The sequence below is a fragment of the Leptospiraceae bacterium genome, assembly GCA_015075105.1.
In the GTDB taxonomy this organism is placed as follows: domain Bacteria; phylum Spirochaetota; class Leptospiria; order Leptospirales; family Leptospiraceae; genus JABWCC01.
On the sequence record JABTUZ010000002.1, the window covers coordinates 1225028 to 1247340 of the forward strand.

Genomic DNA, 22313 nt, shown 5'->3' on the forward strand with positions numbered 1-22313 from the left:
TTTATGCACCCCTTTGACTCAAAATTGTAGGAACTCCTACAATTTTAGTTCTTTTAGAATTGAGCCGGCTTTCATGAAAAACTCTTTTGTTTCGTTTTCAGAGAAGGGAGCAAAAAACTTATTGAGGAATCTTTTAGAGGACTCAACATATTCTAAAGAAGAGGCAATAATCAACTGAGGTCTGGATTTATTTTCATAAATTTTTAACTCGCCATTTTTTTGAATTACCATTGCCTTAGGAGGAATTTTTGTGTTGCCGCGAATTAAACACCCTGCAGAAATCATTGCACCATCTCCAATTACACAATTCTCCAAAATGATACTGCCGATTCCAATTAAGCAAGCCTTACCGATGGTGCTGCTGTGGATTACAACATTGTGCCCGATAAGAGAATAATCACCGATAGAAGTGCTGTATGTTGAATCTACGTGGATGGTGGAGTTATCTTGAATATTGACTGCTTTACCGAGTTTGATAAAATTTGTGTCTGCACGAAGAACAGCACCGGGCCAGATAGAACAATCATCTTGCATTTCAACTAAACCATAAACAGTTGCAGCTGGGTGGATGAAACAATTAGGAAATAAATTTTTTTGTTTAGCCGCAGTTTTTTTCAAAATTTTCTATCCCCAGTTTTTTACATATACGACTTAGGTCTTCTTGTTCAGCTTTAGATAGTTTACTCATTTCTTCTGTGATGATTTGGACTTGCCTTGGAAAAATTTCAGAAATAAATTTTTTCCCTGAGTGAGAGAGATGTACACTTATGTACCTCTTATCTTTCGTTTCGCGTTTTCGCTCAATCCAGCCTCTCTTCTCTAAATTGTTAAGAACCATTGTGATGTTTCCCCCACTTTTCAGAAGTTTTTTTCCAAGCTCATTTTGGCACATAGGACCGAGGTGAAAAAGTGATTCTAATACACCGAATTGGCTTGGGCTTAGACCAATTTTGTTGATATATTTTCCTGTTCTGTAGTTTACAGATTCAGATGCTCTCATTAATTTGATAAAGCAATCAAGTGCTTGAATTTCTGTTTGGCTGCCTTTAAAATGAGTACCCATACAATTCTAAAATATAGAGTATAAATAAAGAGTTCTTATTGCAAGTGTAATTTTCGCTAGCTTTGCAAAGTCTAATTGTAATTTTAACTGTAGTTTTTTACCTATCAACCGAAGATTAAAGTAGAAATCCTTAAAAACAGAATATATAGAATTTAAAAGAGAATATGATGAATAGAAATTTACGATTTAACAATTTTGAAGAAGCAGTGAGCGAGCTAAAAAAACTCGAAAAGGAAAAAGTGAGCACAACAAAACTATGGAGTTTTTTTCAGATACTTGATCATTGTGCTGATTCGATAGAATTTTCAATGACAGAGTATCCTAAGGTAGTGCCGAGTTTTATTCGTTTAACTATAGGAAAATTTATATTTAATAAAATGATGAAAGATGGGTATATGAGGACAAATGCTCCGAATCCTTCCGCTCCAAAAGTAAGGGAAGAAGGAGATGAAAAATTTGCACTTTAAAGACTTTACAACGCTATCTCTGCATTTAAAGAATTTCAAGGAAATTTAGCTGTTCATCCTGTTTTTGGTAAGTTAAAAAAAGAAGAGTGGGAAAAACTCCACGTCTATCATATAGCCAACCATTTGGGGTTTGTTGATGTTGATAAAAATAAAGAATTAAAACCGGTACCAAGACCTTCTAAGGTAAAGAAATCTTTATCAGTAAAACCGAAATCAAAAGCAAAGTCTTCCGTAAAGAAAAAGCCTTCAGTTGCAAAATCGAAAAAGAAAAAATCTCGCTAATTGAAGAATATTTTTCTTAGCTTTTGAAAACTGATCCATAAAAAAATCGGAATTATTATATTGAGTAATAAAAAGAAAAAGAACCCGGAAACTTTTCCACCAAAAGAATATGGGTCTCTTCCGAAACTCAGATGTATTAAAATGGGGTGAATCAAAAAAATAGATAAACTCATTTTTCCGATGAAAGAAAAAATAGAATAGATTTTTTGTAAAATATTAGAAACAGATTCTTCTAATTTGATTCCTATAGAAAATAAGAGTATAAACATGGCTAATGGATAAAATATAAAATGGTTAGACAGTTCCGGTAATTTTTTCATTGATAAATATCCAACAAAAATTAAATAAAAAAGTAGGCTAATGACTAAACTGAATAAAAAAATCTTTCCTGTTAAGATTGTATTTTTAAAATTACCCGAGTCTTTGAAAATATTTTTTGCAGAAAATCCTACTAAGAAGAAAAATACAAAGTTTCCAAAAAAAGCCGGAATAAGCCCGTTGATATACAAGTTTGTGCTTTGAAACCAATCTAAGTTAGAAAAAATATTTAGTACAAAAGAAATCCATAGCACAATATAGATAGATTTTGTTTTTTCAAATCTTCGGACAAATAGAGCATAAATTAAATAGCATTGAACCATGAGAGGAACAAAATAAAAAGGAGCCATGATAGTTCCTGAAAATATTTTGTAAATATAATCGAATATTGTGTATATTGATTCCAACGGATATTTCAAAATATAAGCAATTGTACCGATGATCAGATAGGGCATAATTAGGTTATTCCATTTAGATAGCCAGTATTCTTTTGGAGACTTATAGTTTAAAAAAAATGCTGAAGAAATAATAAATGCAGGAACGCTAAATCTGGAGGCATTCGACAAAAAAAATGTAATATTGGAAAAAGAATCGTTCGGGTGATAATATCGAAAATAGGAATCGAGGTGAATGATTACAATTCCAATAATAGATATTCCTCTAATAAAATCAATTATAGAGCTTCTTTTTTCTATAGCCTGAGGTGTTGTTTCAAATTTTGGAAAGAAAAATAATTTCCTGAAATTAGAGAAAAGTAAAAATAAGAAACTGCACAGTATTAGTCCAAAAATTTCAGCAGAGTAGGAATTTGTCAGTGTCATGGGGATTCTCCAAATAGAATAGAGTAAAAAATTTGCTTAAATTTCTGAAAATAAAAAAATTGTGTCGATTTATATAAGGAAAAAGTATATAGTAAATTCAATTCAAAAATTTCCAATAAATAGGGGCTGAAGACATGCCTGCAACAGTATCATTAAAATCCGGAGAAGTTATATTTAGAGAAGGTGACTCTGAAAATTCTATGTATGTAATTCTCCAAGGAAGTGTTGAAATTTATTTCAAAATAAAAGCTCAAGAGACAAGGGTTGCAATTTTAAAGAAGGGTGATTTTTTTGGAGAAATGGCTTTATTTCGTGCAAAGCCAAGAACTGCGACCGCAAGGGCTATGACAGATACAGAGCTTGCAGTTATTGAGAGTAAACAGCAGTTGGAAAGATTTTTGATCCAAAATCCTACTTTCTCGGCAAAAATGGTTAGCATTATGGCGACAAGGCTTGCCAATACGAATGAACTTCTAATAGAAAAAATTAATGAAACTTCAGCAAAGGAAATCGAATACCAGCAACCGATTATTAACTCGTAGTAGAACTTTATTTAGGAGCTTCAATGATTTGATCTTTACCTTGGCTTTTTGCCAAGTAGAGAGCCTTGTCTGCCTTCTGAAAAAGTATATCTGTAGAATCCCCGTGCTTTGGATAAGCAGATATTCCTCCACTTACTGTAATTTTTCTTTTTAGTAATTTTTCAGATTTCATTTTTAATTCTTGTGTAAATCTTTTTGCAGCGAGGATTGCAGAGGGTACTTCTAATTCAGGCAGAATCACGAGAAACTCTTCTCCTCCAACTCTAAAAGAGGAATCCTCTGATCGAAAAATTTTAAATAGAATTGTGCCTACCAATTTTAAAACCTTATCTCCTTCATGATGGCCAAAAGTATCGTTGTATGTTTTAAAATCATCTATATCAAAAAGAAAAATCGAAAATACTCTGTTGTATCTTTGACCTCTTTTTAATTCTTTCTTAAATAGAATATCAAAATATCGTTTATTATAAATTCCTGTTAGCTCATCCGTGATTGAACTTCTGACAATATTTTCATAAATTGTAATATCTATGAATTTCGGATTTTTTAAAAGATTTGCATGATTTAATAAATAGTCGAGCATGGCGACTCTAAACCCAACCGGGTAACCCATTTTATGATTAAAGACTCTGATATTTTCTTGGATTTTCTCCCAATGAGATTTTGCTTCTTCCTCTTCTATATTGAGGTGAGTCAAAATTCGGAATAGGTCCGAATAAAATCCTTTTTCTTCTTTTAGTTGCAGATTCTCTAAAGATTTGATGATATTTTCTTCTGTATTATTTTTATCCCTCAGTATTTCTATGATTCCATTTTTTACGATGGAAGACTCGTCTAACTCGTGAAATACTTCGAGTTCAGAAATCATATTGATTTTTTCTTGGCGAGAAACTTCTTCTACTATTTCATAAGCACTGATTGCTTCGATAGCATCTTTTAATTCTTTATTTTGAAGTTTAGCAAGTTTCTCATAGGCATTGATAATTCTTTGCAATTTTATGACTTCATTTTTTGTATCTTCTGAATTCGTATTTTGTATCATAATTGCTCTTGCAGATTACTATTTTTATAAAACTAAGAGATTTACAATAAATTTATCTGTCTAATATCCATAAAATTCAATTATTTCTATTGATTAAATCATTTCCATAAAACTAAGGAGGCGAAAGGAGATTTTTTGGTCTCTGTCATGCTTTCTTTTTTGCAACTATTAAAATTCTACCTCCATTGGATTTGAATTTATCCATCTTGTAATTACCGTAAACATTCAATATTTCAAATTTAAAGTCTTCGAGTTTTGCTTTTATTTCATTCCAAAAAAATACCCTCATGGTATGTTTATCTTTTAATTCTCGTGCATCTAAGTTATAGACATAATTAACATCGACTACAGTTGCTTGGTCAGAGCGAGTAAGACGAAACCCTCTATGTCTTTTGATTTGAATTTGACCGGATTTTAGAGTTGCTACATTTGTAATCGGTTTTCTTTTGATTTTTCGGATGGGTTCTGCATTCCAGATTTCAAAAATAGCAAGGCCTGAAGGTTTTAGATTTTGTTGCAAAAGTTTGAGAGCCGACTTAATTTCTTCGTCTGTGATTAAATAGTTGAAAGTTCCGAATAAAAATACAATTCCGTCGTAGTGGTGAGAGGCTTGGTAGCCTTGCATAAACCCGATGTCAAATTTGCAGTGAGGAAATCTTTTTTTGGCGACATTTACCATTTTATCGGAAGAATCTATTCCTACGATCTCGTACCCTCTTGACTGCAAAGCCTTAACATGCTCTCCGGTTCCGCATCCCATATCAATTACAGATCGAATTTTATGCTTCTTAAAAAGGTCATCTAAGAAATAAATTTCTTCGTCAAACTTCCTTCCACTTTTCTCGATGTCAAAATAGTATTCGGCAAGCTCTGTATATAGTTTCATTTTTTCTCTGAACAAATTTTAAATTTATGCCGTTACTTATATTATAACGGCACTTATCCATGAAAATACAAGCTTTTCTATTTTTGTTTTTGACCTGCTCTGAAATATTATATGCTTCAGAAGGATTGGGTAAAGGCATGGGACATATTTTTACTTGGTCGTTTTTTGCGTTTTCTTCTTTTTTAGGCCTTTTTTTTGTATTGTACGGCTTATTTTCCAAGTCTGAGAAGCTAAAAAAATCTAAAATTGTAGGAGCTCCTACAATTTTAGGCTCAAATAGAGAGTATAGCTTGGATGAAATGCGTAATCGGGAAGTATTCGGAAGAAAAGAAGAAGAATTATACTTGGAATATACGGAGCAGATGGAGAAGTATAGGGCATTTGAAACAATTGTGCTGTATTTTTTCCAAGGAGAAAATCTTGTCCCGGCGTATATCAAGCGTTCAGGAATACTCATTACCCCTACTGAAAACATCCAGATCGAAAACGAAGAGCAAGTTATAGAGAAGTTACTCAAAAAAGAAGGTGTGTTCAACAGGGATCACACTTCTTTATTTTTACCTTTGGCGGATGAGAGAAAATTGTATGGTGCTTTAGAATTTTGTTTTCAAAATCCGGATTCAGGTTTGAAAATTTCTTCCGTGTGGGCGGATACCAAAGAATTTGCTAAAAATTTCTTAAAACTTCATTCCTACAATTCTTCCAAAAAAGATACCGCAACCGAAGTTTATAACTCTGAATATTTCTGGGATACAATTCAGTCTAAGAGTAAAGAAAAGACTGATGAAAATTTGACTTTAATTTCATTTTTTGATTATACAGATATTTCAATAGTAGCTTATTTATTAAAATCTCAATTAGTAGATTGGTTTGGAGATGATTTTAAAATTTATAGACTCAGTGATTCTATTTTTAGTTTTTTTTTGAGAGAGAATGAAAATAGAAAATTTCAATCTAAGGTCGAGGAAATTCTATCTGATTTGCAAAGATACGAAAATAGAATTTATATGTCGGTTGGGTCTGCGGACAAAAATATAAAGTACAGCTCATATCAAAAATGGTTTCAGAGAGCAGAAAATGCTTTACAAGCTTCAGTTCTTCAAGGTCAAAATCACTATAAGCAATTTTCATTGAAATAATTATGGATCCTCTTTTAGACGAAAAAATAGTGTTGATGATTTCTCAAATCTTCCCAGAATATTTCCGTGAGATTTTGGGAGTTGACGCAAAAAGAGAAGCATTTGGTCCTTCAAAAAATGAAGGGCTTTGTTATGAGAGTTGTACTTGTGTGGAGTATTCGGGAGAGATAAGCGGGAAATTATTTATAGGTATGGACGGATACACCAAATTAAAACTTCTGCCTCGAATAGCAAAAAGTTTTCAGATAGACCCAACTACAAAGACAACATCTGCTTCGATTATCATGGAGTTCAACAATCAGATTGCGGCTCGTCTGGCGGGTGAGATGCAAACAGGGGGTTTTTCTATGGAGATTTCTCCTCCGGAAAATCTAAATCATAAAATTGTTCCAATAGATTCTACTCAGTACAGGCAATACATCTTAATTTACTTCTTGAAATCGGTTGAAGAAAAATCGTATTTAGGCAGAATCTATTTAATACTACTTCAAAAAAAATTCTAATGAAAAATATTACACAAAGTATAAGAAGTATTCCTTTGCTATTGAGATCTGCAGGAGTATTAGACAATAATAAAATAGAGATACGAAAAGAGATTTTAAAAGGACAAAAAAAAGAGTATAGAGTGTATTATTATTTTCCTCAAAAGAAAAACATCTCTAACCTTCCGGGAATTTTACTTGTTCACGGGATGAGTGTTTATGGTATAGAAGACAAGAGGTTGATTGAGCTGGCAAAAAATCTATCAGCCTCAGGATACGTCGTTGCGACTCCTGAATTTCCCGAAATCAAGCAACTTCAAATAAGAGAAGAGTCTGTTGATAATATATGTGATACAATTTTTGGATTTAAAAAAGAAAGAAATATATTCAATTCAGAAAGAATGGGTTTTTTTTCTATTAGTTTTTCAGGAGGGATGGGATTAGTATCTCTTACAAGAGAAAAGTTTAGAGACAATATTAATTCAATTTTTGTAGTAGGTCCTTATACAGATTTTCGGGAAACAGTTCCTTTTGTGCTTGGGAATCCCAACGCAGATGATTACGGGTACTGTATTTTTTTATATAACTATATTCATTTAGCAATTAAAAATTCCAAAAATTTAGAAGAAGTAATTTTGGAATCTGCCTTGGATAATGGGTTTCACAGAAATGAAAAATCTTTAGCTCCAAGTCTTGTCAATAAACTGTCTAAGAGAGATAGAGAAATATTTGTAAAAATTCAACGAGATCCGGAATTTAGAATTAGTATAGGGAATGAGTTTGTAACTAAAAAACCGGAGATTGCAAAAAATCTTTCTCCTATTTTTGAAATTCATAAACTCAAAGCACATATATCATTGGTTCATGGTAGAAACGATAATGTAATTTCTTCTGAAGAATCAGTGAAGGCGGCAAGAATTTTGACCGAGCACAACAAGCCGCATATTTTAGAGTTAACCGGATTACTTTCTCATGGAGATAAAGTTCCTGTACATTCTCAATTAGGAGATATTCCGGGAATGGCTAAGGCTTTCGGATATTTTTTTAGTCATATTTAATACTTTTATTGTTTCAAATACAATAATATTTAAAAATATTCAGAAAAAGCCGATTTCTATTCGTAATATATATATAGAGATAGTTATGGAAGACCAAAAAATACAGAATATTCCGGGAATTGGAGATTTTAATGCAGAAAGAGCATTGAGTCTAAGTATTTCAGAGGACACTTTGTCTGCGGAATTGACCATTAGCCCTGTAAAACTTTTTGGTCATCCACTTTCTCTTGGAGACCTGCAAGATTTTTTAGATAAGAGTGGGATTGCAGAAGATCGAACAGACTATGAGGCAATCAGGATTTCACTTACAAAATTAGCTAATCGTGGCCCTAAGCCCACTGATGAAAGTCCTATTAAATTTATTGTTGCGACTGGAGTTCCTGCAACGCCCGGGGTAGATGGATTTTTGAAATTCTATCACCCAAGAGCTAAGAGAGTGGTAATCGCTGAAGATGGAAGCGCGGATTATAGAAACACCGACAGATACATTCATGTAAAAAAAGATGAAAAGGTAGCTACTCTTTTTGAGGGGATAGCTGGTAAGCAAGGAGTGAGTGTATTTGGAAAACCAATTTACCCCCCATCAATAAATCGACCTAAACTATCCATAGGGAAAAATGTTTATACAAAAAATATTCCTTCTATAGAAAATTCAGGGCATATCTATATAGAGCACTATTCTGTGACAGACGGTGTAATCTATCTTACAGACAATTCTGTATCTGTTTCGCCTGAATTAGAAATTCAATCGGATGTCGGGTTATCTACAGGAAACGTAAAGTATGAAGGGAGCGTTCGTGTAAAGGGAAGTATAGAATCCGGATCCAATGTTTTTTGTACAGGGAGTTTAATTGTCGGAGGGAACATCGAGTCTGATGAGGTAACTGTATCGGAAGGACTGGAAGTAAAAGGTGGAATAAAAGTAAAAGGGAGAAGGGCAATAAAAATTGGAGGAGACTTAAAAGCTAAGTTCATCGAGAACTCGGTTTTAGAAGTGGATGGAGATATTATCTTAGAAGGTTCTGTGCTAAATTCAAAAATTTATTGTCTTGGAAATGTAATTTTAAACGGGCCGTCGGCATCTGTGATCGGATCTGAAATCATCGCCTATGGAGGTGTGTCTGTATTGAATCTCGGATCGCTCGCAGGTCTTGAGGCTGTGGTAGAGCTTGGGTTTCATTTTAAAAATGAAAAATCTTACAAAGAGGGGATAGTTAGACTACAGGCTTTAGAAAAAGAAGTTGAAGAGCTATTGCCTAAGGTTCAACAAATCAAACGTGCAGTCATGGCAGCGAGAGGAAATTTAGACGAAGAAAAAAAGCAAAAGTTCAAGGAGTTTTTTGACTCTTATCAAGAGAAAGCAAAAAAAGCCAATCTTATGGCAGAGCAGATCGAATCCTTGAAAATTAACAGATATAGCCAAGAAGCGGTAACTATGGTAGTTCGGGGAATGGCATTTCCGAATTCGGTTATAAAATATAGACGGCAAATAGAAAAATTTACGGTTCAGCAAAGCTCTTTCATGTTGAAATTTTTTCCCGGACAAGACAAGGCAGTTCAGTCTGCCTTCATTGAAAAGAAAGTGCCTAAACGATGATTGTTTTTTGGGTATTTAAATACTGAAAAGCCTTAATCATCAGACTATTATGCCGAATTTACGCAAATACACAAAAACAAATAAGTTAAAATTTCAGAATAATCCAAAAAAATACTTGACAAGATTCTGATTTTTTGAAATAATCTGTAGATTTGAAGGGTTTGGTAAAGGAATACCGGCTCAAAAATTTGAAACGGATTTTTAGTATATTCCCCCTGTATCTTTTATCGTCCCTTTAACGCTTTAGCTTTAGCGATTTTTTTCCAAAAATTTATTTAAGACAAAATTTGGGAATTTGTCTTTAGGAGTTTTTGGAACGGTCTGCAATCGTAAACCGGGAAATAAAGCTCCCCTTCAGGATGAAGGGTTTTTTTACAAAGGAGGGTAAGATGATTATCAATCACAACATCAGCGCGATGAATGCAAGCAGAGCGTTGAAATTCAACACTACCGAAGTGGACAAGTCCATGGAGAAATTGTCAAGCGGGCTTAGAATCAATAGAGCCGGCGACGATGCTTCCGGGCTTGCAGTTTCGGAAAAGTTGAGAACACAAGTTGCGGGTTTGCGACAAGCTGAGCGTAACACTGAAGACGGAATGTCCTTCATTCAGGTTGCCGAAGGCTTTTTGGAGCAGACTTCGCAAATTCTTCAGAGGGTCAGGGTTTTGGCAATTCAGACTTCTAATGGAATTTACACACCGGAAGACAGACAATTAGTACAAGTGGAAGTTTCCGGTCTTGTAGATGAATTGGATCGAATAGCTTCTCAAGCAGAGTTCAATCGTTTCAAAGTTTTGAACGGGGACTATGCAAGAGGATCAAAAACTGCAAGCATGTGGTTTCACATGGGTGCAAACCAGAACCAGAGAGAAAGAGTTTTCATAGGTACTATGAACGCTACTTCTCTTAAAATGAAAGCCGCAGGAAGAGCTACTTCCATTTCCACTCCCGGAAAAGCCAACGACACAATAGGTCTTGTGGATTCGGCTTTGCAAAGACTCGGAAAACAAAGAGCAGATCTCGGTGCTTATTACAATCGTCTCGAACATGCGGCGAAAGGTTTAATGAGCGCTTATGAAAATGTTCAGGCTTCTGAGTCACGTATTAGGGATGCGGATATGGCAGAGACATTCGTAGAATACACAAAAAATAAAATTCTAACGGATACGAGTCTTGCAATGGTTTCGCAAACTACAGTCAGACCTGAGGCAGTGCTCAGGCTTTTGAGGTAGGAGGTCTATCAACATTCTAACTGTCTATAGGGATTGAGTTTTCGATAGATATTAGATATGATGAGGAATTTAGAAACCTCAGTTCTTGGGAGAGAAAGTTTAAAAAAATAGAATCCTTTTTTTAGGAAAAAGAGTTCTTTGACAATACACTCTCCACAAATTTTTGTGGAGAACTTTTCTTGTAAATGATTGTCTGCCGCCCATTCGGGATAAAATCCATACGAAGCGGGGGCGGATAAGGGGCGGTTAGTAACTAACGCACCAAAGCCCTGGGTTATGGATGAACCCACATTTACGCAGGGAGGGTGTATATGATTATAGGTCACAACCTGGGCGCACTAAAAGCAAACAGGGTACTAAGGACTGTAAGTGAAGAGATGGATAAGTCTATGGAAAAACTTTCCACAGGACTTAGGATCAATAGAGCAGGGGACGACGCAACCGGATTTTCTGTATCAGAAAAAATGAGAACTCAAATCCGAGGGCTTGCCCAAGCAGAAAAAAATGCCATGAATGGAATTTCTTTCATTCAGGTGACAGAAGGATCTTTAGAGCAGGTGAATGATATTCTTCAAAGGCTCAGGGAACTTTCTGTTCAATCTGCGAATGGGATATATTCTAATATGGACAGGCAACAAGTCCAGTTGGAAGTGTCCCAGCTCATTGATGAAGTTGAGAGAATTGGGAACACGGCAGAGTTTAATAATGTAAAAACTCTAAACGGGCAATTTTCAAGAGCTTCTAAAAATCCATTGTCTCTTCATGTAGGACCCAACCAGAATGAAAAACTCGACATTTATGTCGGTACAATGAATTCTGGTTCATTAAAATTGCAGTCTGCGGGAAAAAGAGAAACAATTTCTTCACCTGCAAACGCAAACAAGATGATAGGTGTAGTGGACGAAGCGATAGGAAAACTTTCAAAGCAAAGAGCCGATCTCGGAGCCTATTACAATAGAATTGAGGTCACTGCAAAGTCATTGGATACTCGGTACATGAATATGGTCGCCGCAGAAAGTCGAATTCGGGACGCTGATATGGCTACTGAAATGGTTGAGTACACTAAAAATCAAATTCTGTCAAAGAGTGCGATGGCTATGCTTGTTCAGGCGAATGCAAGGCCCGAACAGGTTGTAAAACTTCTCACTGACAGATTCTAAAAAGGGAAGCAGTGTGAATTTCCCCGCTAAACTTAGCGGGGATTTTTTTAATCTACTTTATACAAAGGGATGTTGAAACCTTCCTACGAGAATTCCAGATACAGTTAAATCTTCATCAATATTTTCCCATCTGAGAGAATTTCCGTTCGCCCGCAATTTTACTAATTTTAAAAAGATTGTTCTTTTTTCAGTCCAGACTTTAATAGACGGTATTTCTTTTATGAGGTTATTTGTTGCCATGAAATTCATTATATTTCTCCAATAAATGGCGTACCTGCAAAAAGTCGTTTTTTGAAAAAGAATTGTTCAAAAAGCCAATAAAAGTGCCATTTTCTAGCGTTGTAAAAAGCCCTGAAAGGGGTTTTTGCAGTAGCGTCATAAATAGGACTGATATTCGAAAATTATTTTCTCTATTTTTTGCAAATCAGATATATTGACATCAAATTCTCTTGTACCTATCTGAGAGGATAGTCATGAATCAATGAATCCGCGGGTATCTTAAGATTCGTCGACAATGAACGTATCATTTTGATTGTCAGTTTTCTTTTTATTCAGAATCTCGGATGCTCGGCCTCGACTCCCGATATAATTGCCCAAATCGGTTGTAGTCAGATCCATTTCTTCCATCCTGAACTTGATTGCCTCTATAGGGTCTGGATCGTGTATTGGAAAATTCTCTTTCTCATACTTCTCTGCCAAGGTTGATAATACATCCAGTTTGTCATACTTTGACGTCCCCGGCATAGGATCTTTCTCCAATAAAGCATCAATTTCCCGTATAGCCGCTTCATAATCTTTTCGACTCTTCAATGGTTTAATATCCATAGTCACACCTCATTTGCATTAATTCGATCATATTGGCTATGCGTCCCAATAAAACGAATATAAACTATTCCGATTCCGTAATGTATTTTCACAATCAATCGATATTTATTCTCACAAATATTAAAACTACTACATTTGTGGTATTGACAAAAAATAAAAAAATTAACAGCTATGGTCAAAATTGGTAAAATTTTTTTACGGAAATTTATTTTTTCTTTTTATCGGGGTAGTCTGGCAAAAAATTTTCAGGAGAAAATATATGAATAAAAAAAATTTAATGAAAGTTGTTTCAATGCTATGTATTCTTATGGTAGTAGCAGGGAGCTTAGTCGGCTGCGCTGACTATAATGCAACGGCAAAGGCAAAAAAAGATGCAGACGCTTTTTGGAATTTGTGGTTTTTATTGATGCTACTTAGCAGTGTGTCAAGAACAAGCTCCACATCTTCTTCTTCAAGCTGTTCGGATTCTTGCTCCAATTCATTGGCTTGTTGCACTTCGAGATGTTGTTCATACACAATTCAGGGCAATCTATCAAAATTAAGTGGTGATACATCAAAAGGAGTCTCCAAGTGCCAAAGTCCTTTAGGAGATAAATACGCTTGTACCCCTCTTAATAGAGATGGATTAAAAATCGGAAATACAACTTGTGTGGGTAGTGGAGATTTAGCAAACTATACTTGTAATGTAGTTGCTCCGTAAATTCCCATGAAAATATCTGCTTCCATTTTAACTGTAAGATGGAGGCAGTTATTTAGAGGAAGTATTTGTGTCTATTCAATATTAGTAGTGCTTAATATTCATTGTTCAGATAAGAAGTCTTTTGAATCGCAAATTAAAAATTTTCCCATAATCCTTTCATTATTGAATCAGAGAAATTGCATTAGTTATCCAAAAAAATATTTGGTGACAGAGCAATCCTTAGTTAATGGAAGAAGTGATTGGGAAACAATAAACTATGTTACAAGAGAATGTATTTTTACAAGGGAATTTATTTATCATTGTACAATAGGTCGCGATCTTTCGGCTAAATATTTTTTCCAGAATAGTGATAAATTTTCTCAAAAGATTACTTCCCTTGTCGGACCGATAAATAATTTAGTTAGAAAAGAAACTCTCCAATTTCAGGAAATTTATACTCACAATGAAAATGGTTTGTTAATAGAATATTCAAGAATAGATGAATCTTATGGAGAAAAATATTTTACGTGGGATGAAAAAGGAAGAGTATTAGGAGGTATTATTACAAAAGGAAATTGTCAAAATACGAATATTATTTGGACGTATAATGAAAACCAGAATATTATTTCTTATCGCGCTATATCAGAAAATATTGACTGCAATAATTATACAGTTTATTCTTACGATGAAAAATATATTTTGCGTAACAGAACTGTAAAAACACATTATCAAAGCCAAAATTATTCCTACTCAAATTATGAATTTGCGAATTTGTGTCAAAATAATTAGGAGTGGGATGTTTCGCATCGTTCGGGCTTGTTGGCGATTCAGGTTTTTTCTCCATTCAGGATTTTCAATTTTTCCCAGGGCTTCACCTAATTGTTGTAAGCACATCAAAAGTGCGTGTCTCCCCTCAATATCGCCTAACGCATAATGTATTAGGTTTTCTTCATTTGTCATTCTAATTTTCATAAATTTTTTCCGAAAGGATCAGATAAGAAAAAATTATTCAAAAAGGTCCGAGTGAGTTCCCGTTCGTTCAAAAATTATTTCATTCCCGCGAACTTTATAAATTAACAGCCAATCTGGCTCAATATGACATTCTCTTCTACCAACATAAGAGCCGGATAATTTATGATCTTTATTTCTTGCTGGAAGTGCTGTTTTATCGATTAATAAAGAAACGACTGTTTTAAGTTTTGTTAAATCTTTATTTCTCTTTCTACAAAGTTTAATATCTTTTTCAAACTGATTTGTGTAGGAAGGCAAAAGACTCATAGTTTTAAAGATTGAAAAAGGTCAGCTTTATTTTTGAATTTTTTTACGCCTTTGTTTTTATCAGTATTTTTAAAAGTTTTTAAAGTGGTGTAATTTGGAACTTTTACATCAAAAGGAATGCCATTATTCAAACGAATTTGACTGTAAAAAATATTAATTGCCTCTGAAGGGGATATACCAAGAGAATAAAGAATATCTTCTACATCTTTTTTAAGTTTGTCCTCAACCCTAGCACGAATCATAGCAGATTTCATAAAAACCTCATGGAAAATGTATCACGATTGGGATACACATGTCAACAAAAAAATAATCCAAATAAAAAATCATGCACGAAATGCCGATCCACGCTGGTTATAAAATCACCTGCGAGGAGATAGAAAGCTAGCGCTCAATAATCTTTAAGCAACCCGAAAACCGGCTCGACGCTCAAAAAGCAGTCATACTGAAATTACTCGAAGCTGTGCACAAATCCAGAAAAAAACTTTCCCCAAAACTACTACATTTGTGGTATTGACAAAAAATAAAAAATTAACAGCTATGGTCAAAATTGGTGAAAAATTTTTTTACGGAAATTTATTTTTTCTTTTATCAGGGGGTAGTCTGGCAAAAATTTTCAGGAGAAGATATATGATAAAAAAAACTCTATTTTCAATTCTACTTGTGGCTGGTTTCATCGGATGTAGTACACCGAATACTAAATCAACAGATATTTGGGGAACAAGATCAGCAAATCTGGGTACTGTGACTCCGAATTATAAGCTTCTCGGTAAAGTGCAAGGCACTGGATGCACTATCGATGGAACCCCGGAAAAATATACTTTTTACGCCGGTTATCTGGGAAAAAAATCTACTGCTTTTGATTTTGCACAAAGCATAGCAATGTACAATGCAATGTCCCAGCAGGAAGATGCAGATCTTGTTATCCATTCTACAACAAAATATGAAGTTACAAATTCTGGAGATAAAATTTGCGCAAATGTTCGCGGACTTGCGGTCAAAATTACAGATATCAATGGAGCTAAAACTGATAATATTGAAAAAGCTGAAGAAACCAATAAAAAGAGGAAATAATATGAAATATAATTTTTTACTTTCTTTGTTAGCATTGGCTTTTTCGTGCTCTTCTCCAATCGTCAAAACCTACGACATTCCAGTAATGAGCGTAAAATCACTTCCATACCCTTTGATTACGTCATATGAATCCTTGGGCAAAGTAATAGGTAAAGCTTGTGTAAAAAATAACGAATCAAATTCTTTTGTCAATGCTTCACATATCGGAAATCTATCTCCTGCAGAACAAGCGGCGTATTTTCAGGGGCTTTCAACAAAACCGGAAGCGGATCTATTAGTATCAATAAAAACGGTTCAAACAACAAACCCCGATACAAACGAGGTTTGTGCTGAGGTTAGAGGCGAAGCCGTGGCAATTAAAGAGATCAGTAAAGAAGGGAAATATAAACAAGTTGATTTAGAAAATCAGAACGCAGGAATAAACCCTCTTGCAACAAATCAGTCAAATAAAAAGAGTTTTGATGGGATATGCAATATTCCTTTTATTGGTGGAATGGTAAATGCGGTGACGATAGGTCTGATATGTATTCCTTCGATAAGAAGAAAAAATAATATGACTGCATGTGAAATTCCACTCTTCGGTGTATATCCAAATTTGTTTACACTTGGTTGGGTGTGCCAGGAAAAATATCGAATATTTAGTTTTTAAAAGAAAAAATTTCCAAATGGTATGTTTAAAAAGGAATAAAGTAAAAGGCTTTGATTTTACTGACTTGAATTGCTCACCGGTGGAATTTATATTGAATCCGCCGGTTTGATTTTGATGGAACCTGATTTATCAAAACCTTCTATTCTCTATTTCCTGCAAAAACTTGTACTAAAAAGAGCCAACAGAAAACCCTTGACAATAGGAAATGCAAATCAATTTAATACCACAGAGAAAACATCAAAGCCTTTTTTTAGTTGCAAAGAAATCCGTGTCATCCAAGTATAAACCCAAATATTTTACTGGAATAAAAAGACTGGACTGAATTCTTTCAATTTCACTTAGCTTATCATGCTGGACAAAATTCAGATAACAAATCAAAAGGGAAAGCATGAATACGAATAATACCAACGAAAAAAAGTCATCCAAGAATTTTGGAAAATTTCTTGTTGCGATTGGAGGATTTTCAATCTTTTTTCAGTTTGTGGGAACTTGCGGGAGCTTTCTAAAATACAACACTTGGCCACATACTACAGGAGTCTATACAGGAAAAGTTTCTATTCCATCTCCGGGTAGAAATACAATGCCGAGTTGTAGCCATTCTTATAGCTTTGCATTCCATGGACAACAGAATACAGGAACACAATTTGCGGAATGTAAATATTTCTTTTACGGGAGTCAGGAAGTAGGCCAAAAATATGAAATCGCATACGATCCGAATAACGGGAAAAATGTAATCTCTAAAGAAATACTTTTTGGATTGGATTTATATCGTTTTCTTTCTCTATTCGTTCTACCGTTTGCTATTGGATTTGGAGTAATCCTGTGGAGAAAAAAATAATTCTACGATTTGTGTTTTAGATGTTCTGGAATCTTATTTTTGAAAAAACATTCATTAAACTTATACGCTACCATTATCTACAACTTTCAACCCAAAACTCGTAAGTAGAAAAATCATTCCAAATCCTATCCCAAAATAACCAATGTGTAGAGGTACTGTGGAGATAGAAACTGATTCAGAATTATTTTCTATTTTAGCGATGACAATTTTCTTGGAGAAGTAGTAAATAATTTTTTTCCGAATAGGGATGCTGTCTCCCACTCTAAGTCTTTTGTGTAAAATAGGATCTGCCATTTCTACAACCTCGTACAATTTACCTTTGTTGTCGGGGACAAGATAGGTATAGATATGTTTTTTTCTTCCAGCTACTACAATCGGATGATATTCTGAAAGAGTTGCAAAACTCGGTTGCGTTTCGGAGAGATTTTTATAATTTTCTTCAAGGAATAGTTTTTTATGAAAAGAGAACAATGTCAGTAAACCAAAAAATATCAGAAAAGCAATAGACAAAACAAAAAATATTTTGTATAGGTGAGTGTAATTTTGTTTTTTATTCTGAGAATTTTTCAATCTAATCCCCAAATTATCAATATCCTGAAAAATTACAACTTTGGAAATAGAAATTTTAATTTTTTCTTTTAAAATATACAGTATTTATAAAGTATAGTTCTTGAGTGAGAGGTGGTTTCTATGAGTCCTTTTAATAAAATTTTTGGGATTTTTGCTTTTATTTTATCTGTTTTTTGGGTTTCTTCCTGTTGCAAAAAAGATTTTGGGCTAATTTCTAAAATAGAAAGATCGGCTACTGACGAAATAGATTTATTTTTGATTCCTGAAAAGTACAATATTTTAGAAAGTAGCTGGATTAGCAAAAATACAAAATCCAATTTTAGGAAAAAAGATTTGGTTCGTTATCTCGCAGAGCATGGTAGATATATTTCTGATTTGCAATCCAATCCGAGTCTTGAATTTTCCGAAAAAGAAGGAGTTGTGACTATGAGGGTAGGGAGGACTTCTCATTCTACTGACTATTCTTACGACAAACAAATTCCTATTCTTTTTTATGGGGACAAATGGTTTCAAAAGGGAGTATATTCCGAAAAAATCCCTCAACAAAAAATTGCTCCTACACTCGCAAAAATTATAAATACACCTAAGCCAAACGGAGCAAAAGAATCTGAACTTTCTCAAATTTTAAAAGAGAGTAGTGAACTGCCGGAAATTATTGTAACGATTGTAATAGACCAAGGAGGTCAACAATTATACAAAGCTCATCCAAATTCTTATCCTAATATAAAATCTATTATGGCAAGAAGTGCTTACTTCCCAAATGCAGAGGTAGGTCATCTTGATGCACACACTGCCGTAGGTCATGCAGCAATAGGGACAGGTGCATATCCAAGAGAGAATGGAGTAGTGGGGAATACTTTTTATACACTTGAAAATGGGAAATTTCATCAAAGTGAAATTTATTCTCACGATGAGACGAATGTAAATATTTCAGACCTCAGAACTGAGACCTTGGCTGATGTTGCAGACTTGTATTTTAAAAACCAATTGGAAGTTATCAGTCAGGCTTATGCACTTCGTGCGTCTATCGGAATGGGTGGGCATGGTTTTGGACAACTTTCCGGTACAGATAAGGACTATGTATATTGGTTAGATGCTCATGATTGCAAGTGGAAGTCGGACGTTAGGTACTATTCATACCCTGAATTTGCGAATGAATTTTCTCCATGTGAGAATTTTATTTTAAATTATCCGAATGGTTGGAAGGATATACATAACTTCAGAAAAGAGGACTCTAAAAAATATTGGAGTCAAATTATGGCAACCCCAAAAGAAGTAGAGTTGGAAGCGGGTCTATTTAAAAAAATGATCGAAGAAAAGATTATCAAAAAAGGGAAGGCAAGCGATAATTTACCGGATCTGGCTTATATGACGATCAAGGCTACTGATGCAGCCGGACACTATTTTGGTTGGGAGTCCTTGGAAGCAGAAAATACCTTTCAAGAAGCAGACAAACAAGTTGGGCTTATCTTAGAATTTTTAAAATCAAATTTTAGTGATAGGTTTGTATTTGTGTTGACTGCCGACCATGGTTGCGCTCCACTTCCTGAAATTTCGGGAGGGGAAAGGTATTTGATTGAGGATTTTTACAAGGAAGTGAATTCTCTTCTTGGTTCCAAGAATACGTTAGGCGAAAGCCTGATCAAGACAATGACAGTAGGTCAAGTCGGGTTAAATAGAGAAGTTATGAATAAATATGGAATTTCTGAAGGTCAGATTATTTCAAAAATATTGAAAATTCAATCCAATGGGAAAAGATTTTTTAAGCAAGTAATTCGTAAGAATGCAGAGTTAAGAAGATAGCTCTTTTACTGCCTCATCGATTGTGTTGTAATGGGTGAATGATTTCCATAAATCCAATATAGTGAAAATACGGATAATATTTTCTGAGGCTTCTGCAAGATACATTTTTTTATTATTCAACTCTTGTTTATTTTTCATATCAAACAACGAGCGAATTCCTGAACTGGAAATATATTTTAATTTCGATAGATTTAATATTAAGTGTATCGACTCGGAAATTTCATCGTACTTTTTTTGTAATACATCAAATGAACTTTCGTCGAGTCTTCCCTGAAGCTCAAATATTTTTACGTCATTTTTATGTATTGTTTGAATTATTAAATGTTCATTCATCGTAATGTAAGTACTCTTAATTTATCTTTAGACAGTTGAAAACTCGCTTTAGCACCTGCTGGAAAATCATAAATACGCTCGCTCAAAGAGTCAATCGAAATTCCACCATTCATTTCAGAAATAATTTCTAATTTTTCATTTACTGGGAAGTCCATGAGTTTGTATTTTTGCCTGTACCTTGCTCCCAACTCTCTTGAGTAGGCTCTGAAAATAGATTTGGTTTTGGAGAATGTAGAATTTTTTTTATTGGTTTGCATACAAGAATTCACCCAGCCTGTAGATCCTGCACCCGTGTACAACAAAAACCCGGAGCTTTTTTGTTCTTCTAGAATTTTTCCGATTTTTATCAAATATCTGCTGATTAGGTCGGGGCTATTGTTTCGGATATGGATTTCGCTTACTGCCTTTACGGTTTCGATTTTTTTCCCGTTTGGGTATTCAATCTTCGACGAGATCAAAGCCCAGTTTTCAATTTTTGTATTTTTCCAAAATTGCTCTTTGGACTCTTTTAGGGATTTTGGTGTAAAACTGAGCAAAGCTCCCACAGAGGATTCGGGGTCTGAATTGCAGCCGAGTAAAAGATTTTGGTAAGTATAGTGAGAGACATAAGTGAAATGGTTGTCTCCCCCAAGTGCGATTACAAGGTCATAATTTTTCAGATTTCTGTTTCTGATATTTTCCCTGAAAATAAAGTCACCCTTTGGAAAAGTATATTTTAAAATCTCTCTACTTTTTAGCTGTCGCAAGTGCGAGGAGTGGATTTTATGAAAGCAATTATTTTGGACTTGGCATATTTTCTTTAATGTAGCCAAGCTACCATATTTTTCTAAGTCTAATTCATATTTAGATCTTTTTAGAACGATAAGTACGCTTTGGATTTTTGTTAAATTGCTTTTCATGGATTATGTATCTAAAATAATTTATTTTATGGGTTTTAGTATTCTATATTTGGGGCTATTTGGTAAACAAATAAATTTTTGTATTTCAGTATAATATTGGACAAAATTCCTAATTTAATTTTTATTTTTACAAATAATAATTGCATTTTAAATAAAGTAAAAACCATCATGGAATTGAATGAGTAATGTAATGGAACAAATAAACACTGACGAATTATTGAAAAAAATTTCCAAATTAGAATTTGAAAATAAAAACCTTAAAGACGAATTGAATGCAGTAGCTAAATCGCCTTATCTCCCTAATACAATCGCCGATCTGTATTTCAAAATCATCCTAAGAAGAGAAGAAATTTTGAAACACGAGATAGGGGCAGGGATTAATGAAAAAGAAGGCTCTCTATACGATATTAAAAACCAGATCAAGAAATACGCACCTATCATCGGACTTGATCCAGATTCGGTAAGAATTGCAGTGACCGAAGCTATTCAGAATATTGTAGAGCACGGATACGGAACTTTTGCAGAGATTGAATTGGAGATTAATAATAAAATCCATAACCCGTATTTAAAAATGACATTCAAGCATGAAATGGAGTTAGGAGCAAAATACACACTTTCGCAGATTGATGAAAATGCCAAGAAAGGCGATATCACCTCAGAGCATTTTGATTTTGAAAGCTCAAGAGGCAGAGGTGAATTTTTGATGAGAGAATTAGCCGATGAGAGGAGAGTGGTCAATGGAGTGGAGATTGCTCCTGATGGAAGAAAGATCCACTACTTCAAGAGAGTTTTGATAAACTACAAAGACCCGAAAGGAACAAGAGCAGAAACAAGTTTTGATGAAATTCGTACTGAAATCGACAGATTGGATTATGAAGATGTAGTTTGTTATTTTCATATAGATCACAAACAAAATAAATTGAATACGATCACAATAGTTACTCATAAAAACAAAGAAGAAAAGGTACGTCAAATTATGGAAGAAGCAGGATTTGCTTTATCGCATAAAGACACTTATTACAGAACTTTATTTTCTTCCTTTGTTCCCACTAGAGATCAAACAGATAAAGAGTTAGAAGATTTATTTGCAAAAGTGAAGCGTAGCGTAAGCGCTGAATACGATGTAAAATAGGGCTTTTCTATAGGTTTTTTTAGATTTTTCATAAAAATTGAAAATAAAGTTTGCATGTATTTGAAAATTCTTTCCGATTGTAAAAAAGGAACATAATTTTATGGTTCGACTGCGAGGAAACGAAAGCAGTTGTACTGTAAATTCAAT

29 protein-coding genes and 2 pseudogenes are annotated in these 22313 nt (G+C 34.2%); 17 read left to right on the plus strand and 14 right to left on the minus strand.

From position 1 onward, the window contains the following. Window positions 1-36 precede the first annotated feature (36 nt). Both HS129_15655 and HS129_15660 read right to left on the minus strand, forming a co-directional pair. Complete coding sequence (locus HS129_15655; GenBank protein MBE7413471.1) at window positions 37-534, minus strand: gamma carbonic anhydrase family protein; 498 nt, start codon at window positions 532-534, stop codon at window positions 37-39. A gap of 64 nt (window positions 535-598) precedes the next feature. Further along, window positions 599-1063, minus strand: coding sequence for a MarR family transcriptional regulator (locus tag HS129_15660; protein ID MBE7413472.1), 465 nt, complete (start codon window positions 1061-1063; stop codon window positions 599-601). A gap of 167 nt (window positions 1064-1230) precedes the next feature. Between HS129_15660 and HS129_15665 the strand changes: the two genes are divergently transcribed. Together HS129_15665 and HS129_15670 are read left to right on the plus strand one after the other, a co-directional pair. Next, window positions 1231-1530, plus strand: a complete 300-nt coding sequence (locus tag HS129_15665) for a DUF1569 domain-containing protein (protein ID MBE7413473.1) — start codon at window positions 1231-1233, stop codon at window positions 1528-1530. Window positions 1531-1545: 15 nt separating this feature from the next. After that, window positions 1546-1812 carry a DUF1569 domain-containing protein gene (locus tag HS129_15670; GenBank protein ID MBE7413474.1) on the plus strand — a complete coding sequence of 89 codons (267 nt, stop codon included), beginning with the start codon at window positions 1546-1548 and terminating at the stop codon, window positions 1810-1812. On the opposite strand, the gene HS129_15675 is transcribed toward HS129_15670, so the two are convergent. Next, entirely contained in the window at window positions 1809-2951 is a 1143-nt protein-coding gene (locus HS129_15675; GenBank protein MBE7413475.1) for an acyltransferase, read from the minus strand. The genes HS129_15670 and HS129_15675 overlap by 4 nt on opposite strands. A gap of 134 nt (window positions 2952-3085) precedes the next feature. On the opposite strand from HS129_15675, the gene HS129_15680 reads away from it, so the two are divergent. Beyond that, window positions 3086-3493, plus strand: coding sequence for a cyclic nucleotide-binding domain-containing protein (locus tag HS129_15680; GenBank protein ID MBE7413476.1), 408 nt, complete (start codon window positions 3086-3088; stop codon window positions 3491-3493). A 7-nt stretch (window positions 3494-3500) separates the two neighbouring features. Here the strand turns inward: HS129_15680 and HS129_15685 are convergent, their stop codons facing one another. Together HS129_15685 and HS129_15690 are read right to left on the minus strand one after the other, a co-directional pair. Then, window positions 3501-4535, minus strand: coding sequence for a GGDEF domain-containing protein (locus tag HS129_15685; GenBank protein MBE7413477.1), 1035 nt, complete (start codon window positions 4533-4535; stop codon window positions 3501-3503). Between the two features lie 145 nt (window positions 4536-4680). Further along, entirely contained in the window at window positions 4681-5421 is a 741-nt protein-coding gene (locus HS129_15690) for a class I SAM-dependent methyltransferase (GenBank protein ID MBE7413478.1), read from the minus strand. A 59-nt stretch (window positions 5422-5480) separates the two neighbouring features. Between HS129_15690 and HS129_15695 the strand changes: the two genes are divergently transcribed. The 6 genes from HS129_15695 to HS129_15720 all read left to right on the plus strand — a co-directional run bounded on the left by HS129_15695 (window position 5481) and on the right by HS129_15720 (window position 12089). Further along, entirely contained in the window at window positions 5481-6560 is a 1080-nt protein-coding gene (locus HS129_15695; GenBank protein MBE7413479.1) for a hypothetical protein, read from the plus strand. Beyond that, the gene (locus HS129_15700; GenBank protein MBE7413480.1) at window positions 6551-7063 is read left to right on the plus strand and encodes a chemotaxis protein CheX; all 513 of its coding nucleotides are present in this window, start codon (window positions 6551-6553) and stop codon (window positions 7061-7063) included. Before HS129_15695 ends, HS129_15700 begins: the two co-directional genes overlap by 10 nt. Further along, window positions 7063-8100, plus strand: a complete 1038-nt coding sequence (locus tag HS129_15705; GenBank protein ID MBE7413481.1) for a hypothetical protein — start codon at window positions 7063-7065, stop codon at window positions 8098-8100. Before HS129_15700 ends, HS129_15705 begins: the two co-directional genes overlap by 1 nt. Window positions 8101-8185: 85 nt before the next feature. Continuing rightward, window positions 8186-9697, plus strand: a complete 1512-nt coding sequence (locus tag HS129_15710) for a DUF342 domain-containing protein (protein ID MBE7413482.1) — start codon at window positions 8186-8188, stop codon at window positions 9695-9697. 389 nt (window positions 9698-10086) lie between these two features. After that, window positions 10087-10929 carry a flagellin gene (locus tag HS129_15715; protein MBE7413483.1) on the plus strand — a complete coding sequence of 281 codons (843 nt, stop codon included), beginning with the start codon at window positions 10087-10089 and terminating at the stop codon, window positions 10927-10929. 311 nt (window positions 10930-11240) lie between these two features. Beyond that, window positions 11241-12089: a flagellin gene (locus tag HS129_15720; GenBank protein MBE7413484.1), complete on the plus strand. Its 849-nt coding sequence runs from the start codon at window positions 11241-11243 to the stop codon at window positions 12087-12089. A gap of 57 nt (window positions 12090-12146) precedes the next feature. Here HS129_15720 and HS129_15725 read toward each other — a convergent pair whose 3' ends face one another. The 3 genes and pseudogenes from HS129_15725 to HS129_15735 form a co-directional block, all read right to left on the minus strand. Beyond that, the gene (locus HS129_15725; protein ID MBE7413485.1) at window positions 12147-12338 is read right to left on the minus strand and encodes a hypothetical protein; all 192 of its coding nucleotides are present in this window, start codon (window positions 12336-12338) and stop codon (window positions 12147-12149) included. A 206-nt stretch (window positions 12339-12544) separates the two neighbouring features. Then, window positions 12545-12914, minus strand: a pseudogene (locus HS129_15730) (transcriptional regulator). Window positions 12915-12916: 2 nt separating this feature from the next. Continuing rightward, the gene (locus HS129_15735; GenBank protein ID MBE7413486.1) at window positions 12917-13123 is read right to left on the minus strand and encodes a type II toxin-antitoxin system HigB family toxin; all 207 of its coding nucleotides are present in this window, start codon (window positions 13121-13123) and stop codon (window positions 12917-12919) included. Window positions 13124-13173: 50 nt separating this feature from the next. Here HS129_15735 and HS129_15740 point away from each other — a divergent pair, with 50 nt between their 5' ends. Together HS129_15740 and HS129_15745 are read left to right on the plus strand one after the other, a co-directional pair. Further along, window positions 13174-13614, plus strand: coding sequence for a hypothetical protein (locus HS129_15740; GenBank protein MBE7413487.1), 441 nt, complete (start codon window positions 13174-13176; stop codon window positions 13612-13614). Between the two features lie 6 nt (window positions 13615-13620). Beyond that, window positions 13621-14382: a hypothetical protein gene (locus tag HS129_15745; protein ID MBE7413488.1), complete on the plus strand. Its 762-nt coding sequence runs from the start codon at window positions 13621-13623 to the stop codon at window positions 14380-14382. Here HS129_15745 and HS129_15750 read toward each other — a convergent pair. The 3 genes from HS129_15750 to HS129_15760 are packed head-to-tail and all read right to left on the minus strand — an operon-like array spanning window position 14344 to window position 15125. Next, on the minus strand, window positions 14344-14565 hold the full coding sequence (locus tag HS129_15750; protein ID MBE7413489.1) for a hypothetical protein: 222 nt from the start codon (window positions 14563-14565) through the stop codon (window positions 14344-14346). The genes HS129_15745 and HS129_15750 overlap by 39 nt on opposite strands. Window positions 14566-14598: 33 nt before the next feature. Next, window positions 14599-14871 carry a type II toxin-antitoxin system YafQ family toxin gene (locus HS129_15755; protein ID MBE7413490.1) on the minus strand — a complete coding sequence of 91 codons (273 nt, stop codon included), beginning with the start codon at window positions 14869-14871 and terminating at the stop codon, window positions 14599-14601. Further along, window positions 14868-15125 (minus strand): type II toxin-antitoxin system RelB/DinJ family antitoxin, encoded by a 258-nt coding sequence (locus tag HS129_15760; GenBank protein MBE7413491.1) that lies wholly within the window; start codon window positions 15123-15125, stop codon window positions 14868-14870. The genes HS129_15755 and HS129_15760 overlap by 4 nt, the downstream gene beginning before the upstream one ends. A 65-nt stretch (window positions 15126-15190) precedes the next feature. Between HS129_15760 and HS129_15765 the strand changes: the two are divergent. From HS129_15765 to HS129_15780, 4 genes and pseudogenes are all read left to right on the plus strand, one after another. Continuing rightward, window positions 15191-15385, plus strand: a pseudogene (locus tag HS129_15765) (hypothetical protein). A 113-nt stretch (window positions 15386-15498) separates the two neighbouring features. Further along, window positions 15499-15942 (plus strand): hypothetical protein, encoded by a 444-nt coding sequence (locus HS129_15770; GenBank protein MBE7413492.1) that lies wholly within the window; start codon window positions 15499-15501, stop codon window positions 15940-15942. Between the two features lies 1 nt (window position 15943). Then, complete coding sequence (locus HS129_15775; GenBank protein ID MBE7413493.1) at window positions 15944-16591, plus strand: hypothetical protein; 648 nt, start codon at window positions 15944-15946, stop codon at window positions 16589-16591. Window positions 16592-16979: 388 nt separating this feature from the next. Then, window positions 16980-17429, plus strand: coding sequence for a hypothetical protein (locus HS129_15780; GenBank protein MBE7413494.1), 450 nt, complete (start codon window positions 16980-16982; stop codon window positions 17427-17429). Between the two features lie 60 nt (window positions 17430-17489). On the opposite strand, the gene HS129_15785 is transcribed toward HS129_15780, so the two are convergent. Then, a complete protein-coding gene (locus HS129_15785; GenBank protein ID MBE7413495.1) occupies window positions 17490-17999 on the minus strand; it encodes a hypothetical protein in 510 nt (169 codons plus the stop codon). A gap of 120 nt (window positions 18000-18119) precedes the next feature. Here HS129_15785 and HS129_15790 point away from each other — a divergent pair, with 120 nt between their 5' ends. Beyond that, entirely contained in the window at window positions 18120-19802 is a 1683-nt protein-coding gene (locus tag HS129_15790) for an alkaline phosphatase family protein (GenBank protein ID MBE7413496.1), read from the plus strand. Here HS129_15790 and HS129_15795 read toward each other — a convergent pair. Next, window positions 19791-20135 carry an STAS domain-containing protein gene (locus HS129_15795; GenBank protein ID MBE7413497.1) on the minus strand — a complete coding sequence of 115 codons (345 nt, stop codon included), beginning with the start codon at window positions 20133-20135 and terminating at the stop codon, window positions 19791-19793. The genes HS129_15790 and HS129_15795 overlap by 12 nt on opposite strands. Continuing rightward, window positions 20132-21034: an NAD+ kinase gene (locus HS129_15800; protein ID MBE7413498.1), complete on the minus strand. Its 903-nt coding sequence runs from the start codon at window positions 21032-21034 to the stop codon at window positions 20132-20134. Before HS129_15800 ends, HS129_15795 begins: the two co-directional genes overlap by 4 nt. A gap of 199 nt (window positions 21035-21233) precedes the next feature. On the opposite strand from HS129_15800, the gene HS129_15805 reads away from it, so the two are divergent. Then, window positions 21234-22166, plus strand: a complete 933-nt coding sequence (locus HS129_15805) for an ATP-binding protein (protein ID MBE7413499.1) — start codon at window positions 21234-21236, stop codon at window positions 22164-22166. Window positions 22167-22313: the final 147 nt, after the last annotated feature.